This is a genomic window from Streptomyces sp. NPDC047028 (assembly GCF_040644095.1).
GTDB lineage: Bacteria > Actinomycetota > Actinomycetes > Streptomycetales > Streptomycetaceae > Streptomyces.
On record NZ_JBEYVS010000004.1, the window covers coordinates 1 to 21,230 of the forward strand.

Sequence of the window (21,230 nt, forward strand, 5' to 3'; positions counted from 1 at the left end):
TGCTAGTGACTGGAGTACTGACGTGTGGAGTTGCGAGCTGCGGCGCTGCGGCGCTGCGGCGCTGCGGCGCTGCGGACCCTCGGATCTGCGTTGCCGAGGCGGGCTGAACGTCATCTGTGTCTCATCTGTGCGGAGTACCGCACGGCCGTGCGTGCATATGCGCGAGAATGACCGGGTGACCTCAGCGACGCGACAGCCCGAGACCCCGGCCGCGGCCACACCCGCGCGGCTGATCGCCACCGATCTCGACGGCACGCTGCTGCGCGACGACAAGTCGGTCTCCCCGAGGACGATCGCCGCGCTGGCCGCCGCCGAGGCGGCCGGCATCGAGGTCTTCTTCGTCACCGGCCGCCCGGCCCGCTGGATGAACGTCGTCAGCGACCACGTCCACGGGCACGGCCTGGCCATCTGCGGCAACGGAGCGGCCGTGGTCAACCTGCGCGGCGGCGCCGGCACCCACCGGTTCGTGAAGGTCCGCGAACTGGCCCGGGACAACGCGCGGGACGCCGTACGGCTGCTGCGCGAGGCGGCTCCCGGCACGGTGTTCGCGGTCGAGCAGACGTACGGCTTCCACCAGGAGCCGGACTATCCCAAGCTGCACATGGAGATACCCGACACCCTGCTGCCCGCCGAGGACCTCCTCGCGGCCGGCGGTCCGGGCGCCGACGAGCCCGTGCTGAAGATCCTCGCGTACCACCCCGACCTGGACCCGGACGCCTTCCTCACCCTCGCCCGCCTGGCCATCGGCGAGCGCGCCAACGTCACCCGCTCCAGCCCCAGCGCCCTGCTGGAACTCAGCGGCCCCGGTGTCTCCAAGGCCAGCACGCTCGCCCTGTGCTGCGCCGAGCGCGGCATCTCCCACGAGGAGGTCGTCGCCTTCGGGGACATGCCCAACGACGTGGAGATGCTCACCTGGGCCGGACAGTCCTACGCGATGGGAAACGCCCACCCGGACGTCCTCGCCGCCGCCTCCGGCCGCACGGTCGCCAACAACGAGGACGGCGTGGCCCTGATCATCGAACGAATGCTGGCCCAGCGGGTCTAGGCCCCCGGCCGAGGAGGGGCGCGGGAAACTGCGCGACCAGTCACGACGTGCCCGCAGACGGACTCGAGGTCCACGGCGGCCGCTGAACCAGCCGACCAAGATGCCGCTCAGCCCGTCCCCACCAGCGACTCCGCTGCCGCCTCCCAGCGGATCATCCTGCGCAACGGCCCCGGCACCGCGGCCAGCTCGGCGTACGGTCCTCGCTGCACCACCCGGCCCTCGTCGAGCACGATCACCTCGTCCACCGCGCCGAGCCCGGCCAGCCGGTGGGTGATCAACAGGGTCGTACGGCCCTCGGTGGCGGCCAGCAGGTCAGCCGTGAGCGCGTCGGCGGTCGGCAGGTCGAGGTGTTCGGCGGGCTCGTCGAGTACGAGGACAGGGAAGTCGGCGAGGAGCGCGCGGGCCAGCGCGAGCCGCTGCCGCTGCCCGCCTGACAGCCGGGCCCCGTGCTCGCCGACGAGGGTGTCGATTCCGGCGGGCAACGCGTCCACCCAGTCCAGGAGCCGGGCCCGGGCCAACGCGTCGCGCAGGTCGTCCTCCGTGGCGTCCTTCCGGGCGAGCAGCAGGTTCTCGCGCACGGAGCTGTCGAAGAGGTGGGCGTCCTGGGCGCACAGCCCGACCAGCCGCCGTACGTCGTCACCGCTCAGCGCGTGGGCGTCCACACCGGCGAGGGTGTACGAGCCTGCCTGCGGGTCCAGGAGCCTGAGCAGGACCTGGGCGAGTGTCGTCTTGCCCGAGCCGGACGGTCCGACCACCGCGATCCGTCGGCCCCGCTCCAGCGTGAGATCCAGGCCGGCAAGGGCGTCCCGGTGCCCGCCGGGATGCCGGGCGGCCAGGCCCCTGACCACGACCGGGAAGGGAGAGGCGGGCGCCTGCCGGGGCCACTCGGGTTCGCGCACCGGCTCGGGAGCGTCCAGCACCTCGTGGACCCGCTCGGCGCTGCGGCGCACCCGCTGCCGGTAGCGCACGGCGAGCGGCATCCCCAGCACGGCCTCGAAGGCGGCCAGCGGGGTGAGCACCACCACGGCCATGGCGACCCCGTGGAGCCGTTCCGCCGCCACCGCCTGGGCACCCAGCAGCGCCGTGGCGGCCACGGTCAGGCCGGAGATCAGCGCCGTGAGCCCGTCACCGAGCGCGGTGGCGGTGGCGGCGCGCGAGGCGATGCGCGTGAGGACGCCGTCGGCTTGCCGGGCCCGCCGCGTACGGTCGGCCAGCGCACCGGCGACGGTCAGTTCGGCGGTACCGGTGAGCAGGTCCGCGACCCGTACGGCGAGTTCCCCGCGGGCAGGCGCCAGTCGCCGTTCCGCCCGCCTGGCCACCGCGGCGGTGATCACCGGGACACCGGCCCCGGCCGCCACGAGGCCCACCGCGAGCGCGGCCCCGGCCGCGGGCAGCAGCCAGGCCGTGAACGCCACGGAGGCGGCGGAGACGCCGACCGCGACCCCGGCCGGCAGCAGCCAGCGCAGCCAGTAGTCCTGCAGCGCGTCCACGTCCGCGACCAGCCGGGTGAGCAGGTCGCCCCGGCGGGCCGACCGCAGCCCGGCGGGCGCCAGCCGCTCCAGCCTCCGGTACACGGAGACCCGGGTGTCGGCCAGCATCCGCAACACGGCGTCGTGCGACACCAACCGCTCGGCGTACCGGAACACGGCCCGTCCGATGCCGAAGGCCCGCGTCGCCGTCACGGCCACCATCAGGTACAGCACCGGCGGCTGCTGGGAGGCCCGCGAGATGAGCCACCCCGAGGTCGCCATCAACCCCACAGCACTCCCCAGCGCCAGCCCCCCGAGTACCAAGGCCAGCCCCAGCCGCCCCCGCCGAACCCCGCTCATCCCCCGAACCCGCCGGAACGCACGACGCCGCCGCGCCCCCGAGCCACCCCCCGACTCACCAATCCGCGCCTCCGGGCCACCTTCCAACGCGCCGAGCCGACCCTCCGAGCCACCCTCCAGCGTGCCGAGCAGGGTCTCCCGCTCATCTTCCAACGCACCGAGCCGGGCCCTCGGGTCACCTTCCAACGCGCCGAGCCGACCTTCCGGGGGACCATCCAACGCGCCGAGCCGACCCCTCGCGTCACTTTCCAGCGTGCCGAGTCGGGTGGCGAGTGGGCGGGGGCGGGGGTCCAGGGGGCGGAGCCCCCTGGGGGGCTCACCACCGCCGGGCCCGGCCGACAACTCCCCGGCCTCCAGCCGTACAACCCGGTCCGCCACCCCCAGCAGCGCGGGCCGGTGCACCACTAGCAACACCGTCCGCCCGACGGCCAGCCTCCGCACCGCCGCGACGACCTCCCCCTCCGTCCCCCCGTCCAGCGCAGCCGTCGGCTCGTCCAGCAACAACAGAGGCCGGTCGGCGAGAAACGCCCGCGCCAGCGCCAGCCGCTGACGCTGACCCGCCGACAGCCCGCCCCCGTCCTCCCCGAGCACCGTCTCGACGCCCTCGGGCAGCGCGTCCACGAACTGCATCGCGCCCGCGTCCCGCAGCGCCTGCCGTACGGCGGCATCGTCCGCGTCGGCCCGCGCGAGCCGTACGTTCTCCGCGATGGTCCCGGCATACAGATGCGGCCGCTGCGGAACCCAGGCGATCCGCGACCGCCACTCCTCCAGGTCGACACCCGAGAGATCGGTGCCACCGATCCGCACCCGGCCCCCGGTGGGCCGCACGAACCCCAGCAGAACGTTGAGCAGCGTGGACTTGCCCGCACCACTCGGCCCGACCAGCGCCACGGTCTCACCGGGTTCCACGCTGAAGGACACACCGGTGACGGCGTCGGCCGACCGTCCGGGGTAGCGCACCGTGACGCCGTCGAAAGCCACCGCCCCCGAGGGCACGGGCCCACGACCCGACGCCGGCACCGGCGTCTCCAGCACCGCGAAGATCTCCTCGGCGGCGGCCAGCCCCTCCGCCGCCGCGTGGAACTGCGCGCCCACCTGCCGCAGCGGCAGATATGCCTCGGGTGCCAGCACCAGGATGACGAGACCGACGTACAGGTCCATGTCCCCGTGGACGAGCCGCATGCCGATCGTCACGGCGACCAGCGCGACGGACAATGTGGCGAGCAGCTCCAGCGCGAACGAGGACAGGAAGGCGATCCGCAGGGTCCGCATCGTGGCCTGGCGGTACTCGCCGGTGATCCGGCGGATGGAGTCGGCCTGCGCCTTGGCCCGCCCGAAGACCTTCAGCGTGGGCAGCCCGGCGACCACGTCCAGGAAGTGACCGGACAGCCGGGACAGCAACCGCCACTGCCGGTCCATCCGGGACTGCGTGGCCCAGCCGATCAGCATCATGAACACGGGGATGAGGGGCAGCGTGCCGACGATGATCGCCGCCGACACCCAGTCCTCGGTGACGATCCGCGCCAGCACCGCCACCGGTACGACAACGGCGAGCCCCAACTGCGGCAGATAGCGCGAGAAGTAGTCGTCGAGAGCGTCGACCCCGCGCGTGGCCAGGGTGACCAGCGAGCCGGTCCGCTGACCGCTCAGCCATCCGGGGCCCAGCGCAGCCGCTTGGTCGAGCAGCCGTCCGCGCAGTTCTGACTTCACCGCTGCGCTCGCCCGGTGGGCCGCGAGTTCGGTGAGCCAGGAGACCAGCGCCCGGCCGCCCGCCACAGCCGCCAACAGCAGCACGGGCGTGGCCAGGTCAGCGGCCGTTCGGCCGTGCTGGAAGGCGCCGACCACAACCTCGGCGATGAGCATCGCCTGGCCAATGATCAGCACGGCCCCGATCGCGCCCAGAACCATGAGGGCCACGAGGAAGAGCCGGGTGGCCCGGGCGAAACGGAGGAGTCGCGGATCGATCGGTTTCACGTGAAACACGCCCTTCGGTCCAGGGAGGGTGTTTCACGTGAAACATCACGGGTCATCGTGAAACGCCCTCCCCGTCAAACTCAGTGCGCGGAGGCGTCCGGCGCGATGTGCTGCGTCCCGATGCGCTTGCGGAACACCCAGTAGGTCCAGCCCTGGTACAGCAGCACGAGCGGTGTGGCGACCGCCGCCAGCCAGGTCATGATCTTCAGGGTGTACGGGCTCGACGAGGCATTGGTGACCGTGAGGCTCCAGTTCGCGTCGAGCGTCGACGGCATCACGTTCGGGAACAGCGACAGGAAGAGCATCGCCACAGCCGCCACGATGGTGAGGCCGGACAGCACGAACGACCAGCCCTCACGCCCCGCCTGGTTGGCCACCAGCGCGGCGACCAGCGCGGCGACCGCCACGATCAGGGCCACCAGGCTCTTGCCGTTCCCGCTGTGCGCCTGGGTCCAGAGCAGGAAGCCCAGGGCCAGGAAAGCCGTGACGAGTCCGACCCGCAGCGCCATCGCGCGGGCCCGCAGCCGGATGTCGCCGACGGTCTTGAGCGCGGTGAACACGGCCCCGTGGAAGGTGAACAGGGTGAGAGTCACCAGGCCGCCGAGGAGGGCGTACGGATTGAGCAGGTCGGCGAGGCCGCCGACGTACTCGAAGTGCTGGTCGATCTTCACGCCCCGCACGATGTTCCCGAAGGCCACGCCCCAGAGGAAGGCGGGGATGAGCGAGGTCCAGAAGATCGCCGTCTCCCAGTTGCGCTGCCAGTTCTCCTCGGGCCGCTTCGCCCGGTACTCGAAGGCCACACCCCGGACGATCAGGCAGACCAGGATGACCAGCAGCGGCAGGTAGAAGCCGGAGAAGAGGGTGGCGTACCAGTCGGGGAAGGCCGCGAAGGTCGCACCGCCCGCCGTCAACAGCCAGACCTCGTTGCCGTCCCAGACGGGTCCGATGGTGTTGATCAGCACCCGGCGCTCGGGCCGGTTCCGGGCGAGCAGCTTGGTGAGGATGCCGACACCGAAGTCGAATCCCTCCAGGAAGAAGTAGCCGGTCCACAGGACGGCGATCAGGACGAACCAGACGTCGTGAAGTTGCATGACTGTTCCCTCCGCCTAGTACGAGAAGGCCATCGGCTTGTCGGCGTCCTGGCCGGTGCCGCCGATCTTCGTGGGCGGGTTGAGGTCGGCGTCGGTCAGCTCGGGCGGACCGGCCTTGGCGTACTTGGTGAGCAGCCTGACCTCGACGACGGCCAGGATGGCGTAGAGCGAGGTGAGGACGATCATCGAGGTGAGGACCTCGCCCTGGGAGACACCGGGGGAGACCGCGTCCCGGGTCTGCAGGACGCCGTAGACGACCCACGGCTGCCGGCCCATCTCGGTGAAGATCCAGCCCCAGGAGTTGGCGATCAGCGGGAAGGCCAGGGTCCAGGTGGCGATGCGCCAGCACCACGGGGTGAGCCGCGGGCTGAGGGCCTTGTTCCGGAACAGCACGAGGTTCGGCACCTCGTCGTCCCCGACCCGTAGGTGCTGTGGCAGCAGGAACTTCTTGCGGGTCAGCCAGAGCCCGGCCAGGCCGATGGCGAAGGAGGCCATGCCGAAGCCGATCATCCAGCGGAATCCCCAGAACGCGACCGGGATGTTGGGCCGGTAGTCTCCGGGCCCGAACTTCTGCTGCTCGGCCTTGTTGACGTCGTTGATGCCGGGGACTTCAGAGGTGAAGTCGTCATTGGCGAGGAAGGACAGCAGGCCCGGGATCTCGATGGCCACGGTGTTGTGGCCCTTCTCCACGTCGCCGTAGGCGAAGATCGAGAACGGCGCCGGCTTCCGCCCGTCCCACAGCGCCTCCGCCGCCGCCATCTTCATGGGCTGCTGCTTGAACATGACCTTGCCTAGCACGTCACCGCTGACCGCGGTGAGCAGTCCGGCGACGACCACGGTGACCAGGCCGAGTCGCAGCGAGGTCTTCATCGTGCGGATGTGCTTCTTGCGGGCCAGGTGGTAGGCCGAGATGCCCACCATGAAGGCGCCGCCGGTCAGGAAGGCCGCCGAGAGAGTGTGGAAGGCCTGACTGAGCGCGGTGTTCTGGGTCAGCACGGCCCAGAAGTCGGTCAGCTGGGCGCGTCCCCGCACCTTGTCGATCTTGTAGCCGACGGGGTGCTGCATCCAGGAGTTGGCCGCGAGGATGAAGTAGGCCGACAGGATCGTGCCGAGGGAGACCATCCAGATGCAGGCCAGATGGATCTTCTTGGGCAGCTTGTCCCAGCCGAAGATCCACAGTCCGATGAAGGTGGACTCGAAGAAGAAGGCGATCAGGGCCTCGAAGGCGAGCGGGGCGCCGAAGATGTCTCCGACGAAGCGCGAGTAGTCCGACCAGTTCATGCCGAACTGGAACTCCTGCACGATGCCGGTGACGACGCCCATCGCGATGTTGATCAGGAAGAGCTTGCCCCAGAACTTGGTCGCCCTGAGGTACTTCTCCTTCTCCGTGCGCACCCAGGCGGTCTGCAGTCCGGCCGTGAGGGCGGCCAGGGAGATCGTCAGGGGGACGAACAGGAAGTGGTAGACGGTGGTGATGCCGAACTGCCAGCGCGCCAGTGTTTCCGGCGCCAGAGCCAGGTCCACGTCGTCACTCTCCTTACTTCGCCGTGGTAAAGCGGCGTGATGCCCCCTTTTGTCAGGTACATAAGGGAGCAAGCGGACGCGCTTGTGAACGCGTTCACATTCACAAGCTATTATGACGTACCGATTTTCGACGCGAGGCAGGGGGGTCCCTCTTGGCCTCAGCGTCAACCCCTTGGCAAGAAATTCAACAGCTTGTTGAATTGCGTCTCATGCAGATACGAATCTCCTGGCCCGCCGGCCAGCTCACCGCGACGCTCGACGACACACCCACCACGCAGGCCCTGGAGAAGGCACTGCCGCTCGTCTCCTCGGCACACACCTGGGGCGAGGAGGTCTACTTCGACACAGGTGTGTCTGTTTCACGTGAAACCGACGCCCGGCAGGTCGTCGAGCCGGGCACGGTGGCCTTCTGGACGGACGGCGACGCCCTCGCCCTCCCCTACGGCCCCACGCCCATCTCACGGGGCGAGGAATGCCGCCTCGCGAGCCCCTGCAACGTCCTCGGCAACGTGGAGGGCGACCCCAGGGTCCTGGCGACCGTGCGGGACGGAGACCCCGTACGCGTAGAGGCCGTCAACGACTAAGCCCCGCACCGGGCGGGGCTCAGTCGGCGGGAAACCGCCTGTCAGAACGCCTTGCAGCCCTCGCTGAAGGCCTGACGACGCGTTCAGAACTCCTTGCGGAACGCCTCCGCCACCTTCAGGAAGATGTCGTTCGCCTCGGTCTCGCCGACCGTCACCCGCACACCCTCACCCGGGAACGGCCGGACCACCACACCGTGCTCCTCGCAGGCCGCCGCGAACGCCGCCGTACGCTCCCCCAGCCGCAGCCACACGAAGTTCGCCTGGGTCTCCGGCACGGTCCAGCCCTGGGCGCGCAGCGCGTCGACCACGCGCGTGCGCTCGCACACCAGTGAGCCCACCCGGCCCAGCAGTTCGTCCTCGGCACGCAGCGAGGCGACGGCCGCGTCCTGCGCAAGCTGGCTCACGCCGAACGGCACAGCCGTCTTGCGCAGCGCCGCGGCGACCGGCTCGTGGGCGATCGCGAAACCGACGCGGAGCCCGGCGAGGCCGTACGCCTTGGAGAAGGTGCGGAGCACGCAGACGTTGGGCCGCTCCCGGTACAGCTCGACACCGTCGGGCACCTCGGGGTCACGGATGAACTCCCGGTAGGCCTCGTCCAGGACCACCAGCACATCGCTGGGGACCCGGTCCAGGAACCGCTCCAGCTCTGCCCGCCGCACCACCGTACCGGTCGGGTTGTTGGGGTTGCAGACGAAGATCAGCCGCGTCCGGTCGGTGATGGCCGCCGCCATGGCGTCCAGGTCGTGCACATCGCCCGGCGTGAGCGGGACCCGCACGGACCGGGCGCCGCTGATCTGCGTGATGATCGGGTACGCCTCGAAGGACCGCCAGGCGTAGATGACCTCGTCGCCGGGGCCGCTGGTGGCCTGGAGCAGCTGCTGGGCAACGCCCACCGAACCGGTACCGGTCGCCACGTGGGAGGCCGGCACCCCGAAGCGCTCCGACAGCTCGTTCATCAGCCCGGTGCAGGCCATGTCGGGGTAGCGGTTGAAGTCGTGGGCCGCCGCGGTCACGCTCTCCATCACGCCCGGCAGCGGCGGGTACGGGTTCTCGTTGGAGGACAGCTTGTAGGCGACCGGGCCACCGGCCGCGGCCGGCTTGCCCGGCTTGTAGGTGGGGATCCCCTCCAGCTCGGCGCGCAGCTTGGGGCTCGTCTCGCTCACCGCAGTCCTCCTCGTGACCACCGGCGGCCCGTCGACGCCGCCGGCTTCCAATACTGCTCACCTTATGAGGATTCGGCCTCGCTGCGAACAGGTGCGCGGCAAACCTCACCAGCCCCACTGTCATCAGTCACATCAGGGGCATCGGCACCCGAAGGCGTACGTATCAGGGGGCGCGCCCTACATATATCTATGCGCCGGTAGCTTGCGCCGTGGCGCGCATCCCTCGTGAAGGTGAGTTGAGACCTCTTCGAGACCTCGGACGGTCGACAGGCACCCACGCCTCGACAAGTCAGGTCCTGGTGTCTCATCCAGCAACTGTCTTGGTTTCTAAGGTAGTTGACCCACCACGACCATGCAGAAACGTGCCTGTCAACGCGTGCATATGCGTCCGCACTACCCCACCGCATGAGCCCTACTATCGGCTCGCCATGACAGCAGCAGGGAAGCACCAGGTGAGCCGCGCGGAAACCTCACGTCGAGGCAGTCGGCCGGGCCGGGCAGGCATCAGAGACGTCGCCGCCGCCGCCGGGGTGTCCATCACGACCGTCTCCGACGCCCTCAACGGCAAGGGGCGGCTCCCGGACGCCACCCGGCGCCATGTCCGCGAGGTCGCCGACCGGCTGGGCTACCGACCCTCGGCCGCCGCGCGCACCCTCCGTACCGGCAAGTCGGGACTGATCGGCCTGACCGTGACGACGTACGGGGATGAACCTTTCACCTTCACGGAGTTCGCGTACTTCGCCGAGATGGCACGCGCTGCCACCTCCGCCGCACTCGCCCGCGGATACGCGCTGGTCATCCTGCCCGCGACCTCCCGCCACGACGTCTGGTCCAACGTCGCCCTCGACGGCACGGTCGTCATCGACCCCTCCGACCAGGACCCGGTGGTCAGCGAGCTGGTTCGGCAGGGCCTGCCCGTCGTCTCCGACGGCCGCCCGGCGGGTGCCCTGCCCGTCACCGCCTGGGTCGACAACGATCACGAGGCCGCCGTACTCGGCATCCTCGACCACCTCGCCGACGCCGGCGCCCGCCGCATCGGACTGCTCACGGGCACCACGACCGACACCTACACCCACCTGTCCACCACCGCCTACCTGCGCTGGTGCGAACGCGTCGGCCAGGACCCCGTGTACGAGTCCTACCCCGCGCACGACCCGTGCGCGGGCGCCGTCGCCGCCGACCGGCTGCTCGCCCGCCCCGACCGGCCGGACGCGGTCTACGGCCTGTTCGACCCGAACGGCACCGACCTGCTCGCCGCCGCCCGCCGCTACGGGCTGCGGGTACCCGAGGACCTGCTGCTGGTGTGCTGCAGCGAGTCGACGGTGTACGCCAACACCGAGCCGCCCATCACCACGCTCTCCCTGAAACCGCGCCGCATCGGCACGGCGGTGGTCCAGCTCTTGATCGACGCCATCGAGGGCGTGGAGTCGGACCACCCGGTCGAGCAGGTGATACCGACCGAGATGATCGTGCGTACCTCGTCCCAGCGACGCCCGCCCCGGACGACGGTCAGCCCGCCGAGGGCGCCGGAGGGCCGCTAGCGGCTTCCGTTCGGATCCGACCGGATCCGGTCAGCTGGAGCCCGGCCGCCGGTATCCGGTCGAACCCCGGCCCAAACGGGGCGAAAGCCGCAGTGAACTGGAGTCTTGCTCCGATTCACCACCCCTGGGTCATCACACGGAGCGACGCTCATTCCTATGATGGGCCCACGACACCGCGGGCCGCTGCGACCAGGCAGTCCGAAGCGGTGCAGCTGCGGCGCGATGGTGGAGGGGTCTGATGACTCAGGGGGCCGGTCTGGGACCCGAGGCGGAACGGACGGCGACGTTGCGCGACTTCCGGGTGCCCGCGTACGTCCACGAGACCGGTCCCTACGCCTCCACGCCCCCCGGCGACCCCGCCCCGCCCGTCGACGAGAGCTATCCCGAGGGCTACACGCCGACCCGGCGCGACCTGCCCGTCATCAACCGAGGTGACACCATGCAGGTCCCCGTCGACCCCGCCCCCACCGCCGTGCCCGCCCCCGCCCCCGAGCCCGAGAACGGTCCCGGCCCGCTGTTCGTCGTCGGCGACGTCCACGGCTACCTCGACGAACTGATGGCCGCCCTGCGGGAGAAGGGGCTGATCAACGCGGCGGGCCAGTGGTCCGCGGGCACCGCCCGGCTGTGGTTCCTCGGCGACTTCACCGACCGCGGCCCCGACGGCATCGGCGTCATCGACCTGGTGATGCGGCTGTCCGCCGAAGCGGCCGCCGCCGGCGGCTACTGCAAGGCCCTCATGGGCAACCACGAGCTGCTCCTCCTCGGCGCCAAGCGCTTCGGCGACACCCCTGTCAACTCCGGCGCGGGCACCGCCACGTTCCAGGCGGCCTGGCTGCTCAACGGCGGCCAGAAGACCGACATGGACCGCCTGCAGGACCACCATCTGCAGTGGATGGCCCGCCTCGACGCGGTCGAGGAGGTCGACGGCCACCTGCTGCTCCACTCCGACACCACCGCCTACCTCGACTACGGCGATTCGATCGAGGCCGTCAACGACACCGTCCGGGAGACCCTCACCCGCAACGACGCGGACGAGTGCTGGGACCTGTTCCGCAAGTTCACCAAGCGCTTCGCCTTCCGCGACGAGGGCACCGACGCCGTGCGCTCACTCCTCGACACGTACGGCGGCACGCGCGTCGTGCACGGTCACAGCCCCATTCCCTATCTCCTCGGCGAGGTCGGCTCCGAAGACGGCGAGGACAACACCGGGCCCGTCGTCGAGGGCCCGCACGTCTACGCCGAGGGACTCGCCATCGCCATGGACGGCGGAGTGACCATGGCCGGAAGGCTCCTGGTCCAGCAACTTCCCCTGGATATCTGAGCGTTCCCGGGGAAGGCGTACCCGCGGCCGAGTCGTCGCAGGTCGGCACGCAATTTCCGGCAACCCCCTGTCACCGTGTGCCGTCACGGCTCTACCATCGCCTTATCCGTAGCAGGCTCCCCTCCGTTTCTGCCCGACGGCTCGCCGGCGTGCGAGCCCCAAGCCCTACGGAGCATCGGGGGATGCACATGAACAGCGTTCCGCAGCACCTGCTGAACGAGGACCGCCAGGAGTTCGAGCGGATCCTCGATGAGGCGCTGCGCTCCGCACCCCATCGACCGGAACTGGCCGCTGTCGGACAGCGGCTCAACCCCGAACAACTGCGCACCATGGCGCTCAACGCCATCGCCCTGATCACCGCGGCCGCGGCGTCCGAGTACCAGCACTATGTGAAGGTCCGTGAGGAACTGCGCCATCCGGCGCCACCCGTCCCCGCCGCCACCCGGGATTCCGGTTCCGATTCCGCTTCCGCGGAGCCGGGCCAGGGCAGGGGGCTCGCCACCGCTCTCGGCGGGGACGCCGAGACCGCCGGCGCTGGCGCCGTCGCGGTGATAGCCGTGCTGGCACCCGTCCTCTCCGGCGCCGCCGCCGCGATCTTCCTTCTCGTCGGCTACATCCTGAAGATGCTCGACCCGGGCGAGGCCTTCGCGCAGACCATGCTCACCGCCGGCTGGGTGTTCGGCGCCGTGACCGCGGCCGCGGTGCTCGTCGCCGCCGTCGGACTGCTGCTCACCGCGCTGCGCAACAACACCTCCGCGGCATCCGGCCCCGACGGCGACGCCGGCCAGGAAGTCAGCTCGGCCAGAGCGGCCTGGCGGGAGGCGGTCCTGGAACGCGGCATCCTCCCGTTCCTCCGGGACGCGCTCGCCGAACCCGGCACCGCCGCCCTGCCCCGCACCGCGCCCTCGTCCCCGGCCGGCCGGATGCCTCGCCTCGGCTACGACCGCCCGGGCTTCAGCAGTCCCGACGACGGCACCGCCCCCGGCCCCCGCCCGAGCTTCAGCAGCCCCGACTACACGAGCCCGGACTTCGGCGGCCCCGAACACCAGCCCGACTAAGGCGTGTTGCGCAAGTCCCGTCGTTCGCCCGGAAGGCGGCAGACGGGACTTTCGCAACACGCCCTGGCCCCCGGTGTGCGCCCCCACCGGGGCGCACACCGCAGGCCTCACCTGACGCCTACTCGGCGATCGGCAGATAGACCCGGTTCCCCGACGCAGCGAACTCCTTCGACTTCTGAGCCATGCCCGCCTCGATCTCGCCCCGGCTGCCTCCGTGTTCCCGCCGGATGTCCTGCGAGATCTTCATCGAGCAGAACTTCGGCCCGCACATCGAGCAGAAGTGGGCCGTCTTGGCGGGTTCCGCCGGGAGGGTCTCGTCGTGGAACTCGCGGGCCGTGTCCGGGTCGAGGGCCAGGTTGAACTGGTCCTCCCAGCGGAACTCGAAGCGAGCGTCGGACAGGGCGTCGTCCCACTCCTGGGCGCCCGGGTGGCCCTTGGCGAGGTCGGCCGCGTGGGCGGCGATCTTGTAAGTGATGACGCCCGTCTTGACGTCGTCCCGGTTGGGCAGGCCCAGGTGCTCCTTCGGCGTGACGTAGCACAGCATCGCCGTACCCCACCAGGCGATCATCGCCGCGCCGATGCCCGAGGTGATGTGGTCGTACGCCGGGGCGACGTCCGTCGTCAGCGGGCCGAGCGTATAGAACGGAGCTTCATCGCAGATCTCCTGCTGAAGGTCGATGTTCTCCTTGATCTTGTGCATCGGGACGTGACCCGGGCCCTCGATCATGGTCTGTACGTTGAAACGCTTGGCGATCGTGTTGAGTTCCCCGAGCGTGCGCAGCTCCGCGAACTGCGCTTCGTCGTTTGCGTCCGCGATCGATCCCGGGCGCAGTCCGTCACCCAGCGAGTAGGTGACGTCGTAGGCCGCGAGGATCTCGCAGAGCTCCTCGAAGTTCTCGTAGAGGAACGATTCCTTGTGGTGGGCCAGGCACCACGCGGCCATGATCGAGCCGCCGCGGGAGACGATGCCGGTCTTGCGGTTCGCCGTCAGCGGCACGTAGGGCAGGCGCACCCCCGCGTGGACCGTCATGTAGTCCACGCCCTGCTCGGCCTGCTCGATGACCGTGTCCTTGTAGATCTCCCAGGTCAGCTCCTCGGCGCGGCCGTCGACCTTCTCCAGGGCCTGGTAGAGCGGCACGGTGCCGATCGGCACGGGGGAGTTGCGCAGCACCCATTCACGGGTGGTGTGGATGTTGCGCCCGGTGGAGAGGTCCATGACGGTGTCGGCGCCCCAGCGGGTCGCCCAGGTCATCTTGTCCACCTCCTCCTCGATGGACGAGGTGACGGCGGAGTTGCCGATGTTGGCGTTGACCTTCACCAGGAACCGCTTGCCGATGATCATCGGCTCGATCTCCGGGTGGTTGACGTTGGCCGGCAGTACGGCCCGGCCCGCCGCGATCTCCTCCCGGACCACCTCGGGAGCGACGTTCTCCCGGATGGCCACGTACTCCATCTCGGGCGTGATCTCACCGCGGCGCGCATACGCGAGCTGGGTGACCGCCGTGCCGTTCCGGCCCCGCCGCGGCTGCCGCGGGCGTCCGGGGAAGACGGCGTCGAGGTTGCGCAGACCGCCGCGCGGCGCGGTGTGCTTGATCCCGTCGTCCTCTGGGCGGACGGGGCGGCCGGCGTACTCCTCGGTGTCGCCGCGCCCGATGATCCAGTTCTCCCGCAGCGGCGGCAGGCCCCTGCGGACATCAGTGTCGAGGAGTGGATCGGTGTACGGGCCCGACGTGTCGTACAGCGTGACCGACTGCCCGTTCGTGAGGTGCACCTGACGGACCGGCACGCGCAGGTCGGGGCGTGAACCCTCGACGTACGCCTTGTGCCAGCCGATGGACTTCCCGGCCTCCTGGGACTTCTCGTCCTGGGCGGAGGCAGGCGTGCGTGCGTCCTTGTTGGTCATGAGACCTACTCCCTACGCCGGCATTACCCGGTAACAGGTTCGGCGGTCGACGCAGCGGCTTCCGTCGGTCGGTGTTTCCCGTGAAACGTCGGTCGTTCCACGTGAAACATCGCCTGTACGGAGGTCAGCGCCCTCTCAGCCCGGTGCTCCGAGCTCCCGCGTGTGCAAAGGTGCCCCCACGCTAGCGTCATTTCGGGCGCGGTGAACAGGGGGCCCCCGGCGTTCTTGCGATGATCGGGCGGTGACGACGATGGAGCAGTCCCCGCCACCGCCCCCGGAACCGCCTCGCGGCGGCCACGCGGCGCAGCATGACGGACATGGCCACGCGCACGGTCACAGCCACGGCCACAGCCACAGCCACGGCCCCGCGGCTCCCGTCTCGGCACATCTGCGCAAGGTCATCGCGGCGATCCTGATCCCGTTCACCGCGGCGGTCGTGGTCGGCCTGGTGGTGCTCTGGCCGGGCGGCGCCCCGCCGCACGAGCGCACCGGCGTCGGCTTCGACCGCCAGACGCAGCAGGCCACGGTCGCCAAGGTGGCCGAGGTGAGCTGTGCGTCGGTGAACGCCTCCGGCGGCGGCACCCCGAACGGTGACAACACCGCCACCGGCGGCGACTCGGCGTCTCAGCGGGCGAAGGGGACCTGCAAGAAGGTGACGGTCCGCGTCGACAGCGGCAAGGACGAGGGCCGCACGTTCACCGAGATCGTGCAGCCGGACCAGCCACGCCAGCTGCACCAGGGCGAGAAAGTCGTCGTCGCCTACGAGCCCTCGGCACCGAGGGACCTGCAGTACTCGGTCACGGACGTCAACCGCAAGTTCCCCATGACGCTGCTGGCCGGGGTCTTCGCCCTGGCCGTCGTGGTGGTGGGCCGGATGCGGGGCGTCATGGCGCTGGTCGCGCTGGCCGTGAGCTTCCTCGTGCTGACCCTGTTCATCCTGCCCGCGATCCTGCAGGGCTCGAACCCCCTGCTCGTGGCGGTCATCGGGTCGAGCGCCATCATGCTGATCGCCCTCTACATGTGCCACGGTCTATCGGCCCGTACATCGGTCGCTGTGCTCGGCACCCTGGTCTCTCTCACACTGATCGGAGTGCTCGGCTCCCTCTTCATCGGCTGGGCCGCGCTCACCGGCAACACAGACGACAACACGGGTCTCATCCACGGCCTGTACCCGTCGATCGACATGAGCGGCCTGCTGCTGGCCGGCGTCATCATCGGCTCCCTGGGCGTCCTGGACGACGTGACGGTGACCCAGACCTCGGCCGTCTGGGAGTTGCACGAGGCCAATCCGTCGCTGGGCCGGCGCGGTCTGTACCGGGCGGCCATCCGCATCGGGCGCGACCACATCGCGTCGGTGGTCAACACCCTCGTCCTCGCCTACGCCGGCGCCGCGCTGCCCTTGCTGCTGCTGTTCTCGATCGCGCAGAGCAGTGTGGGCACCGTGGCGAACAGCGAGTTGGTGGCCGAGGAGATCGTGCGCACCCTAGTGGGCTCGATCGGCCTGGTCGCCTCGGTGCCGGTGACCACCGCGCTCGCCGCCTTGGTGGTGGCGGCCGACCGGCCCGGCGACGCCGGGGCGCCGGTGGGCCGGCAACGCACCCCGGCGCGCGGCGGAAGGGGACGGCGCCGGAAGCGGTGAGGCGGGGCCGGGCGCCGGCCCCGCTACGGCCTCCGCAGAAGCGTTCCTGCATGCCGTCGTACGAGGCCGTCCCACAGCGCCCCGCACCCCCGGTGCCGTAACGCTTCAGCCGGCGCTCTGTTCCTCGGCCAGGATGCGGTCCAGGGCCTCGTCGAGATGGGCGTCGAAGTCGGCCAGGGCGCCTTCCTGCCCGAGAGGCACGAGCTTGTCCGTACGGTCGAGGAAGGCCACGAGCGGCGGTGCGGAGGACCGGAACAGCGCCTGGTCGCTGCCGACCTGAAGCCGGATCAGCACCTCACCGAGCAGTTCGGAATCGGCGGGAGCGATGTGCACATCCCCCTCCCCGCACGGCCGACCGACCCCGTCGATCAGCAGTTCCCGCCCGAAGGCCCAGGTCACCGGGGCGTCCCCGGGCAAGTGAAAAGTGAGCCGTACGGCATAGGGATCACTGGACTCGTAGCGCAACTCCACCGGAATACGGAAGGAGAGCTCCTCGGACACGAGAAAGCTCATCATGACCTCTGCCTGTACGGACTCACGCATGCGCACCCCGTCTAATGACGCCGACTGGCCGGGATTGATCCCTTTGACAATGGTCAAATCTTGCTGAAAGTACACAACAGATCACAAGGAGTGAGTTTTCAGATACTGATAGAGAGCGTGAGCGATCCCAGATGCCGCCCGATCTCCGCCTGCAGCCGACGTGCCGCGGGCAGCAGCCGGTCGGACTGGTGAGCGGGGAGTGAGAGAGCCATCGTCGTCGCCTCGGTGCCGACCGAGATCGGGATGGCGGCGCACACCGTGCCCAGCGCGTACTCCTGCCGTTCCACGACCGGCTCCATCCGCCGCATCCGCTCCAGCCTCCGAAGGACGGTGTGGTTGTCACGCACCGTGTACGGCGTGATCGACTGCACGGGGTAGCGGTCCAGGTGGTCACGGCGCGACTCCTCGTCCAGTTGGGAGAGCAGGCACTGGCCGATGGCGTGCGCGTGGCCCGTCTCCCGGAAGTCCGCCCACTCCTGCACCGCCGGCGCCCCCGGCGAGTCGGAGACGCAGAGCACCTCGATCTCGCCGGCCCGGTAGCGCGCGTAGTACACGGGCACACCGATCGAATCGCGCCAATGTGCCAGGGTGTCGGCCACCGCGCTGCGACGTTTCTGCTGGGCTCCGCTGCTGCTCAGCCGCTCGGCGGCCTCGCCGAGGAAGAACAGGCCCTTCTCGCGCCGCAGATAGCCCTCGTGGACCAGGGTGCGCAGCAGGTGGTAGGTCGTGGGCAGAGCGAGACCGGTCTCGCGGGCGAGTTGCTTGGCGGGGGCGCCGTGCTCATGTGCGGCGACGGTCTCCAGCAACCGCATCGCGCGCTGGACGGATCCGATGAGGGTCGCGGAGTGCGGCTGCCCGGGGATGGACGCGCCGGACAGCGGCCGCTGCACCGGGGGCCTGCGGGAACGCGGCTCGGCATGGGGCGCGAGGGGGCCCGCCGGTGCGGTGTCAACCATGGCCAAGGGTCACTCCGGAGCGCGAGGGGGGCAGCCCGTGCGGAGGAGACACGGGTGGGTGTACGCCGCCCACGGGGGTCGGTCCCGCGTGGAGTTCCGGACTCTAATCGCCTGCCGCCGCTCGTCGGCGGCCTCCGGCGGAAACTTCCCTCCCCCGAGGGAACCGGCGTTTCCTGTTACCGGCCGCCAGCTCCCCGTGCGCTCACCAGTCGCTGCGTGACGAGGAGTTGCCCATGAACTTCCGCACCACGTAGATCAGTCCGCCGACCAGCGCGACGAAGACCAGCGCCTTGAAGAGCAGGCCGATCACGAAACCGACCACTGTCGCTATCAGGCCGCCGAACACCACCAGGGCGATGACCGGCACCGCGACCCACTTCACCCACCACGGCAGCCCCGCGAAGATCTCTCGCATCGCCCTCGTCCTTTGCGTCTCGTGCGTTGTCGATGTTCCGCTCTCGATGCTAGGGCGGCCGGGGGGCCCGCGGAGGCCGCGCATCCCTTGTCCTCCCCTGAACCGCCCCCTAGGGAACCCCGAGACGCGGGCTCAGGCCTCAGGGGGAGAGAACACGACCAGAACCCTCAGGTCCTCGCTGATGTGGTGGAACTTGTGGACGGCCCCGGCCGGCACGTACACGACGCTGCCCCGGGCCACCTCGGTGGTCTCCTGGCCGACCGTGATCGACGCCCGGCCGCTCACGACGAAGTAGACCTCGTCCTGCCGGTGCGGCCGCTGCGGGTCGGACTCGCCCGCGTCGAGGGCGTAGAGGCCGACCGACATGTTCCGCTCCCGCAGGAACTGAAGATAGGCCCCCTCGTTGGCGGCGCGCTCCGCCTCCAGGTCGTCCAGCCGGAATGCCTTCATCGCCCTTGTCGCCCTCGCCTCTGCTCACGGTCGTCCTGGTCTGCCACGATCAGACACATGAAGAATTTCGTAGTCAAGACGATCGCGAACGCGGGCGCCCTGGCGGTCGCCGTATGGCTGCTCGACAAGATCACCCTGACGGGGGGCAGCACAGCCCGGAAGGCCGGCACGCTGATCGTCGTCGCGCTGATCTTCGGCCTGGTGAACTTCCTGGTCAAGCCGGTGGTCAAGGTGCTCACTTTCCCGCTGTTCATCCTGACCCTGGGTCTGATCACGCTGGTCGTGAACGCGTGCATGCTGCTGCTCACCTCCTGGGTGAGCAGCAAGCTCGACCTGAGTTTCCACGTGGAGGGGTTCTGGACGGCGGTCGTCGGCGGCCTCATCGTCGCGATCGTGTCCTGGGCACTGCACGTCGTCCTGCCCGACGAGGACTGAACCCGCCATGACCTTCCGCGTCTGTTTCGTCTGCACTGGCAACATCTGCCGCTCCCCCATGGCCGAGTCCGTCTTCCGCGCGCGCGTGGCGGAGGCCGGGCTGGATGGCCTGGTCGAGGTCGACAGCGCGGGCACCGGCGACTGGCACGAGGGCGAGGGCGCCGACCCGCGGACCGTGGCGGTGCTGGACGCGCACGGCTATGACAGCGATCACGTCGCACACCGGTTCGAGCCGTCCTGGTTCGGCCGTCTCGACCTACTGATCGCCCTCGACACCGGTCACCTCAAGGCCCTGCGCCGCCTCGCCACCACCGAGGAGGACGTCCGAAAGGTACGTCTGCTGCGCTCCTACGACCCCGCCGCCGGCGCCGACCTGGACGTACCGGACCCCTACTACGGGGCCCGGGACGGCTTCGCGGAGTGCCTTGAGATGGTGGAGCAGGCGAGCGAGGGTCTGCTGGCCGCCGTACGGGAACGACTGGAGGGACGGGCCGCATGAGCGACGCCACCAAGGACGAGAGCGGCACCGGCGACGGCACACGCGCGGTGCGGGCCGGGCTGCCGGAGGCCGTCAAACACGAGCCCACCCTGCCCGGACCGGTGTTCGCCGCCCACTTCCACCTGCCCGGGGAGGTGACGGGCCCCTACGCTTACGGCCGCGACGACAATCCGACCTGGACCCTGCTGGAGCGCGCCATCGGCGAGCTGGAGGCACCCGGGCTGGACGAAGTCGAGACGCTGGTGTTCGCGTCCGGCATGGCCGCGATCTCGTCGGTGCTGTTCTCACAGCTGCGCTCCGGCGACACGGTCGTCCTGCCCTCCGACGGCTACCAGGTGCTGCCGCTCGTCCGCGAGCAGCTGGAGGCGTACGGCATCGAGGTGCGCACCGCCCCGACCGGCGGGGACGCCCAGCTGGAGGTCCTCGACGGAGCGCGGCTGCTGTGGATCGAGTCCCCGTCGAACCCCGGCCTCGACGTGTGCGACATCCGCCGACTGGTGGAGGCGGCCCACACGCGGGGCGCCCTCGTGGCCGTCGACAACACCCTGGCCAGTCCGCTCGGACAGCGCCCCCTGGAGCTGGGCGCCGACTTCTCCGTGGCCAGCGGCACCAAGCAGCTCACCGGACACGGGGACGTCCTCCTCGGCTACGTCGCCGGCCGCGACGCCGGGGCCATGGCCGCCGTACGGCGCTGGCGCAAGATCGTCGGCGCGATCTCCGGGCCGATGGAGGCCTGGCTGGCGCACCGCTCCATCGCCACCCTGCAGTTGCGTGTCGACCGGCAGAACGCCACCGCTCTCGCGGTCGCCGAGGCGTTGCGCACCCGGCCGGAGGTGTCCGGCCTGCGCCATCCCGGACTGCCCGACGACCCCTCCCACAAGATCGCCTCACAGCAGATGCGCCGCTTCGGCTGCGTCGTCTCCTTCACGCTTCCCACGCGCGCGCGTGCCGAGCGCTTCCTCCAGGCGCTGCGCCTCGTGGAGGACGCGACGAGCTTCGGCGGGGTCCGCTCCACGGCCGAACGGCGCGGGCGCTGGGGCGGTGACGCGGTCGCGGAGGGCTTCATCCGCATGTCCGTCGGGGCCGAGGACCCCGAGGACCTGGTGGCGGACGTCCTGCGGGCCCTGGACGAGTCCGCAGGCTGAGCGGGCAGCCAGAGCGGTCCGAGCCTCCCCCCTCGTGGCTCGGACCGCCGTGCGGTCCCGCGCGCGAAGAACCGCGCGAACAAGGCTAATTGACTCTCCGTCAGTGTCCAATCAC

At 70.2% G+C, this 21,230-nt stretch carries 18 protein-coding genes and 1 riboswitch; of the genes, 9 read left to right on the plus strand and 9 right to left on the minus strand.

The window, feature by feature from the left end:
• Positions 1-157: 157 nt before the first annotated feature.
• On the plus strand, positions 158-1,045 hold the full coding sequence (locus ABZ854_RS04965) for an HAD-IIB family hydrolase (protein WP_361204374.1): 888 nt from the start codon (positions 158-160) through the stop codon (positions 1,043-1,045).
• A gap of 107 nt (positions 1,046-1,152) precedes the next feature.
• Here ABZ854_RS04965 and cydD read toward each other — a convergent pair whose 3' ends face one another.
• From cydD to ABZ854_RS04980, 3 genes are all read right to left on the minus strand, one after another.
• Positions 1,153-4,848: a thiol reductant ABC exporter subunit CydD gene (gene cydD, locus ABZ854_RS04970; protein WP_361204377.1), complete on the minus strand. Its 3,696-nt coding sequence runs from the start codon at positions 4,846-4,848 to the stop codon at positions 1,153-1,155.
• A gap of 80 nt (positions 4,849-4,928) precedes the next feature.
• Positions 4,929-5,939, minus strand: a complete 1,011-nt coding sequence (gene cydB / locus ABZ854_RS04975) for a cytochrome d ubiquinol oxidase subunit II (RefSeq protein ID WP_361204380.1) — start codon at positions 5,937-5,939, stop codon at positions 4,929-4,931.
• A 15-nt stretch (positions 5,940-5,954) separates the two neighbouring features.
• On the minus strand, positions 5,955-7,463 hold the full coding sequence (locus ABZ854_RS04980) for a cytochrome ubiquinol oxidase subunit I (protein WP_361204383.1): 1,509 nt from the start codon (positions 7,461-7,463) through the stop codon (positions 5,955-5,957).
• A 209-nt stretch (positions 7,464-7,672) separates the two neighbouring features.
• Here ABZ854_RS04980 and ABZ854_RS04985 point away from each other — a divergent pair, with 209 nt between their 5' ends.
• A complete protein-coding gene (locus ABZ854_RS04985; RefSeq protein WP_361204386.1) occupies positions 7,673-8,047 on the plus strand; it encodes a cyclophilin-like fold protein in 375 nt (124 codons plus the stop codon).
• A gap of 83 nt (positions 8,048-8,130) precedes the next feature.
• Here the strand turns inward: ABZ854_RS04985 and hisC are convergent, their stop codons facing one another.
• Positions 8,131-9,210, minus strand: coding sequence for a histidinol-phosphate transaminase (hisC, locus tag ABZ854_RS04990; protein WP_361204389.1), 1,080 nt, complete (start codon positions 9,208-9,210; stop codon positions 8,131-8,133).
• 428 nt (positions 9,211-9,638) lie between these two features.
• On the opposite strand from hisC, the gene ABZ854_RS04995 reads away from it, so the two are divergent.
• The 3 genes from ABZ854_RS04995 to ABZ854_RS05005 all read left to right on the plus strand — a co-directional run bounded on the left by ABZ854_RS04995 (position 9,639) and on the right by ABZ854_RS05005 (position 13,130).
• Complete coding sequence (locus ABZ854_RS04995; protein WP_129308069.1) at positions 9,639-10,751, plus strand: LacI family DNA-binding transcriptional regulator; 1,113 nt, start codon at positions 9,639-9,641, stop codon at positions 10,749-10,751.
• Between the two features lie 238 nt (positions 10,752-10,989).
• Positions 10,990-12,072, plus strand: coding sequence for a metallophosphoesterase (locus ABZ854_RS05000; RefSeq protein WP_361204393.1), 1,083 nt, complete (start codon positions 10,990-10,992; stop codon positions 12,070-12,072).
• Between the two features lie 182 nt (positions 12,073-12,254).
• Positions 12,255-13,130, plus strand: coding sequence for a hypothetical protein (locus ABZ854_RS05005; RefSeq protein ID WP_361204396.1), 876 nt, complete (start codon positions 12,255-12,257; stop codon positions 13,128-13,130).
• Between the two features lie 118 nt (positions 13,131-13,248).
• On the opposite strand, the gene thiC is transcribed toward ABZ854_RS05005, so the two are convergent.
• Positions 13,249-15,033 (minus strand): phosphomethylpyrimidine synthase ThiC, encoded by a 1,785-nt coding sequence (gene thiC, locus ABZ854_RS05010; protein ID WP_361204398.1) that lies wholly within the window; start codon positions 15,031-15,033, stop codon positions 13,249-13,251.
• Positions 15,026-15,203, minus strand: a riboswitch (TPP riboswitch). Its footprint overlaps the gene before it by 8 nt.
• 71 nt (positions 15,204-15,274) lie before the next feature.
• On the opposite strand from thiC, the gene ABZ854_RS05015 reads away from it, so the two are divergent.
• The gene (locus tag ABZ854_RS05015; RefSeq protein WP_361204401.1) at positions 15,275-16,672 is read left to right on the plus strand and encodes a YibE/F family protein; all 1,398 of its coding nucleotides are present in this window, start codon (positions 15,275-15,277) and stop codon (positions 16,670-16,672) included.
• 105 nt (positions 16,673-16,777) lie between these two features.
• On the opposite strand, the gene ABZ854_RS05020 is transcribed toward ABZ854_RS05015, so the two are convergent.
• From ABZ854_RS05020 to ABZ854_RS05035, 4 genes are all read right to left on the minus strand, one after another.
• Positions 16,778-17,215 carry an SsgA family sporulation/cell division regulator gene (locus ABZ854_RS05020; RefSeq protein WP_129308065.1) on the minus strand — a complete coding sequence of 146 codons (438 nt, stop codon included), beginning with the start codon at positions 17,213-17,215 and terminating at the stop codon, positions 16,778-16,780.
• A gap of 98 nt (positions 17,216-17,313) precedes the next feature.
• Positions 17,314-18,171 (minus strand): IclR family transcriptional regulator C-terminal domain-containing protein, encoded by an 858-nt coding sequence (locus ABZ854_RS05025; protein ID WP_361204406.1) that lies wholly within the window; start codon positions 18,169-18,171, stop codon positions 17,314-17,316.
• 202 nt (positions 18,172-18,373) lie between these two features.
• Complete coding sequence (locus ABZ854_RS05030; protein WP_356118675.1) at positions 18,374-18,586, minus strand: DUF5326 family protein; 213 nt, start codon at positions 18,584-18,586, stop codon at positions 18,374-18,376.
• A gap of 132 nt (positions 18,587-18,718) precedes the next feature.
• Entirely contained in the window at positions 18,719-19,036 is a 318-nt protein-coding gene (locus ABZ854_RS05035) for a cupin domain-containing protein (protein WP_361204409.1), read from the minus strand.
• 57 nt (positions 19,037-19,093) lie between these two features.
• Between ABZ854_RS05035 and ABZ854_RS05040 the strand changes: the two genes are divergently transcribed.
• The 3 genes from ABZ854_RS05040 to ABZ854_RS05050 are packed head-to-tail and all read left to right on the plus strand — an operon-like array spanning position 19,094 to position 21,115.
• Positions 19,094-19,471, plus strand: a complete 378-nt coding sequence (locus ABZ854_RS05040; protein ID WP_361204412.1) for a phage holin family protein — start codon at positions 19,094-19,096, stop codon at positions 19,469-19,471.
• Between the two features lie 7 nt (positions 19,472-19,478).
• A complete protein-coding gene (locus ABZ854_RS05045) occupies positions 19,479-19,970 on the plus strand; it encodes a low molecular weight protein-tyrosine-phosphatase (protein ID WP_361204415.1) in 492 nt (163 codons plus the stop codon).
• On the plus strand, positions 19,967-21,115 hold the full coding sequence (locus ABZ854_RS05050) for a cystathionine gamma-lyase (RefSeq protein ID WP_361204418.1): 1,149 nt from the start codon (positions 19,967-19,969) through the stop codon (positions 21,113-21,115). Before ABZ854_RS05045 ends, ABZ854_RS05050 begins: the two co-directional genes overlap by 4 nt.
• Positions 21,116-21,230: the final 115 nt, after the last annotated feature.

Coding starts and splice junctions, on each gene's coding strand:
- cydB (WP_361204380.1), bottom strand. CDS start 5,939: ATGCAACTTCACGACGTCTGGTTCGTCCTGATCGCCGTCCTGTGGACC.
- ABZ854_RS04995 (WP_129308069.1), top strand. CDS start 9,639: ATGACAGCAGCAGGGAAGCACCAGGTGAGCCGCGCGGAAACCTCACGT.
- ABZ854_RS05035 (WP_361204409.1), bottom strand. CDS start 19,036: ATGAAGGCATTCCGGCTGGACGACCTGGAGGCGGAGCGCGCCGCCAAC.
- ABZ854_RS05045 (WP_361204415.1), top strand. CDS start 19,479: ATGACCTTCCGCGTCTGTTTCGTCTGCACTGGCAACATCTGCCGCTCC.
- ABZ854_RS05025 (WP_361204406.1), bottom strand. CDS start 18,171: ATGGTTGACACCGCACCGGCGGGCCCCCTCGCGCCCCATGCCGAGCCG.
- ABZ854_RS04985 (WP_361204386.1), top strand. CDS start 7,673: ATGCAGATACGAATCTCCTGGCCCGCCGGCCAGCTCACCGCGACGCTC.
- ABZ854_RS05050 (WP_361204418.1), top strand. CDS start 19,967: ATGAGCGACGCCACCAAGGACGAGAGCGGCACCGGCGACGGCACACGC.
- ABZ854_RS05020 (WP_129308065.1), bottom strand. CDS start 17,215: ATGCGTGAGTCCGTACAGGCAGAGGTCATGATGAGCTTTCTCGTGTCC.
- ABZ854_RS05005 (WP_361204396.1), top strand. CDS start 12,255: ATGCACATGAACAGCGTTCCGCAGCACCTGCTGAACGAGGACCGCCAG.
- ABZ854_RS05000 (WP_361204393.1), top strand. CDS start 10,990: ATGACTCAGGGGGCCGGTCTGGGACCCGAGGCGGAACGGACGGCGACG.
- ABZ854_RS05030 (WP_356118675.1), bottom strand. CDS start 18,586: ATGCGAGAGATCTTCGCGGGGCTGCCGTGGTGGGTGAAGTGGGTCGCG.
- ABZ854_RS05040 (WP_361204412.1), top strand. CDS start 19,094: ATGAAGAATTTCGTAGTCAAGACGATCGCGAACGCGGGCGCCCTGGCG.
- thiC (WP_361204398.1), bottom strand. CDS start 15,033: ATGACCAACAAGGACGCACGCACGCCTGCCTCCGCCCAGGACGAGAAG.
- ABZ854_RS04965 (WP_361204374.1), top strand. CDS start 158: ATGCGCGAGAATGACCGGGTGACCTCAGCGACGCGACAGCCCGAGACC.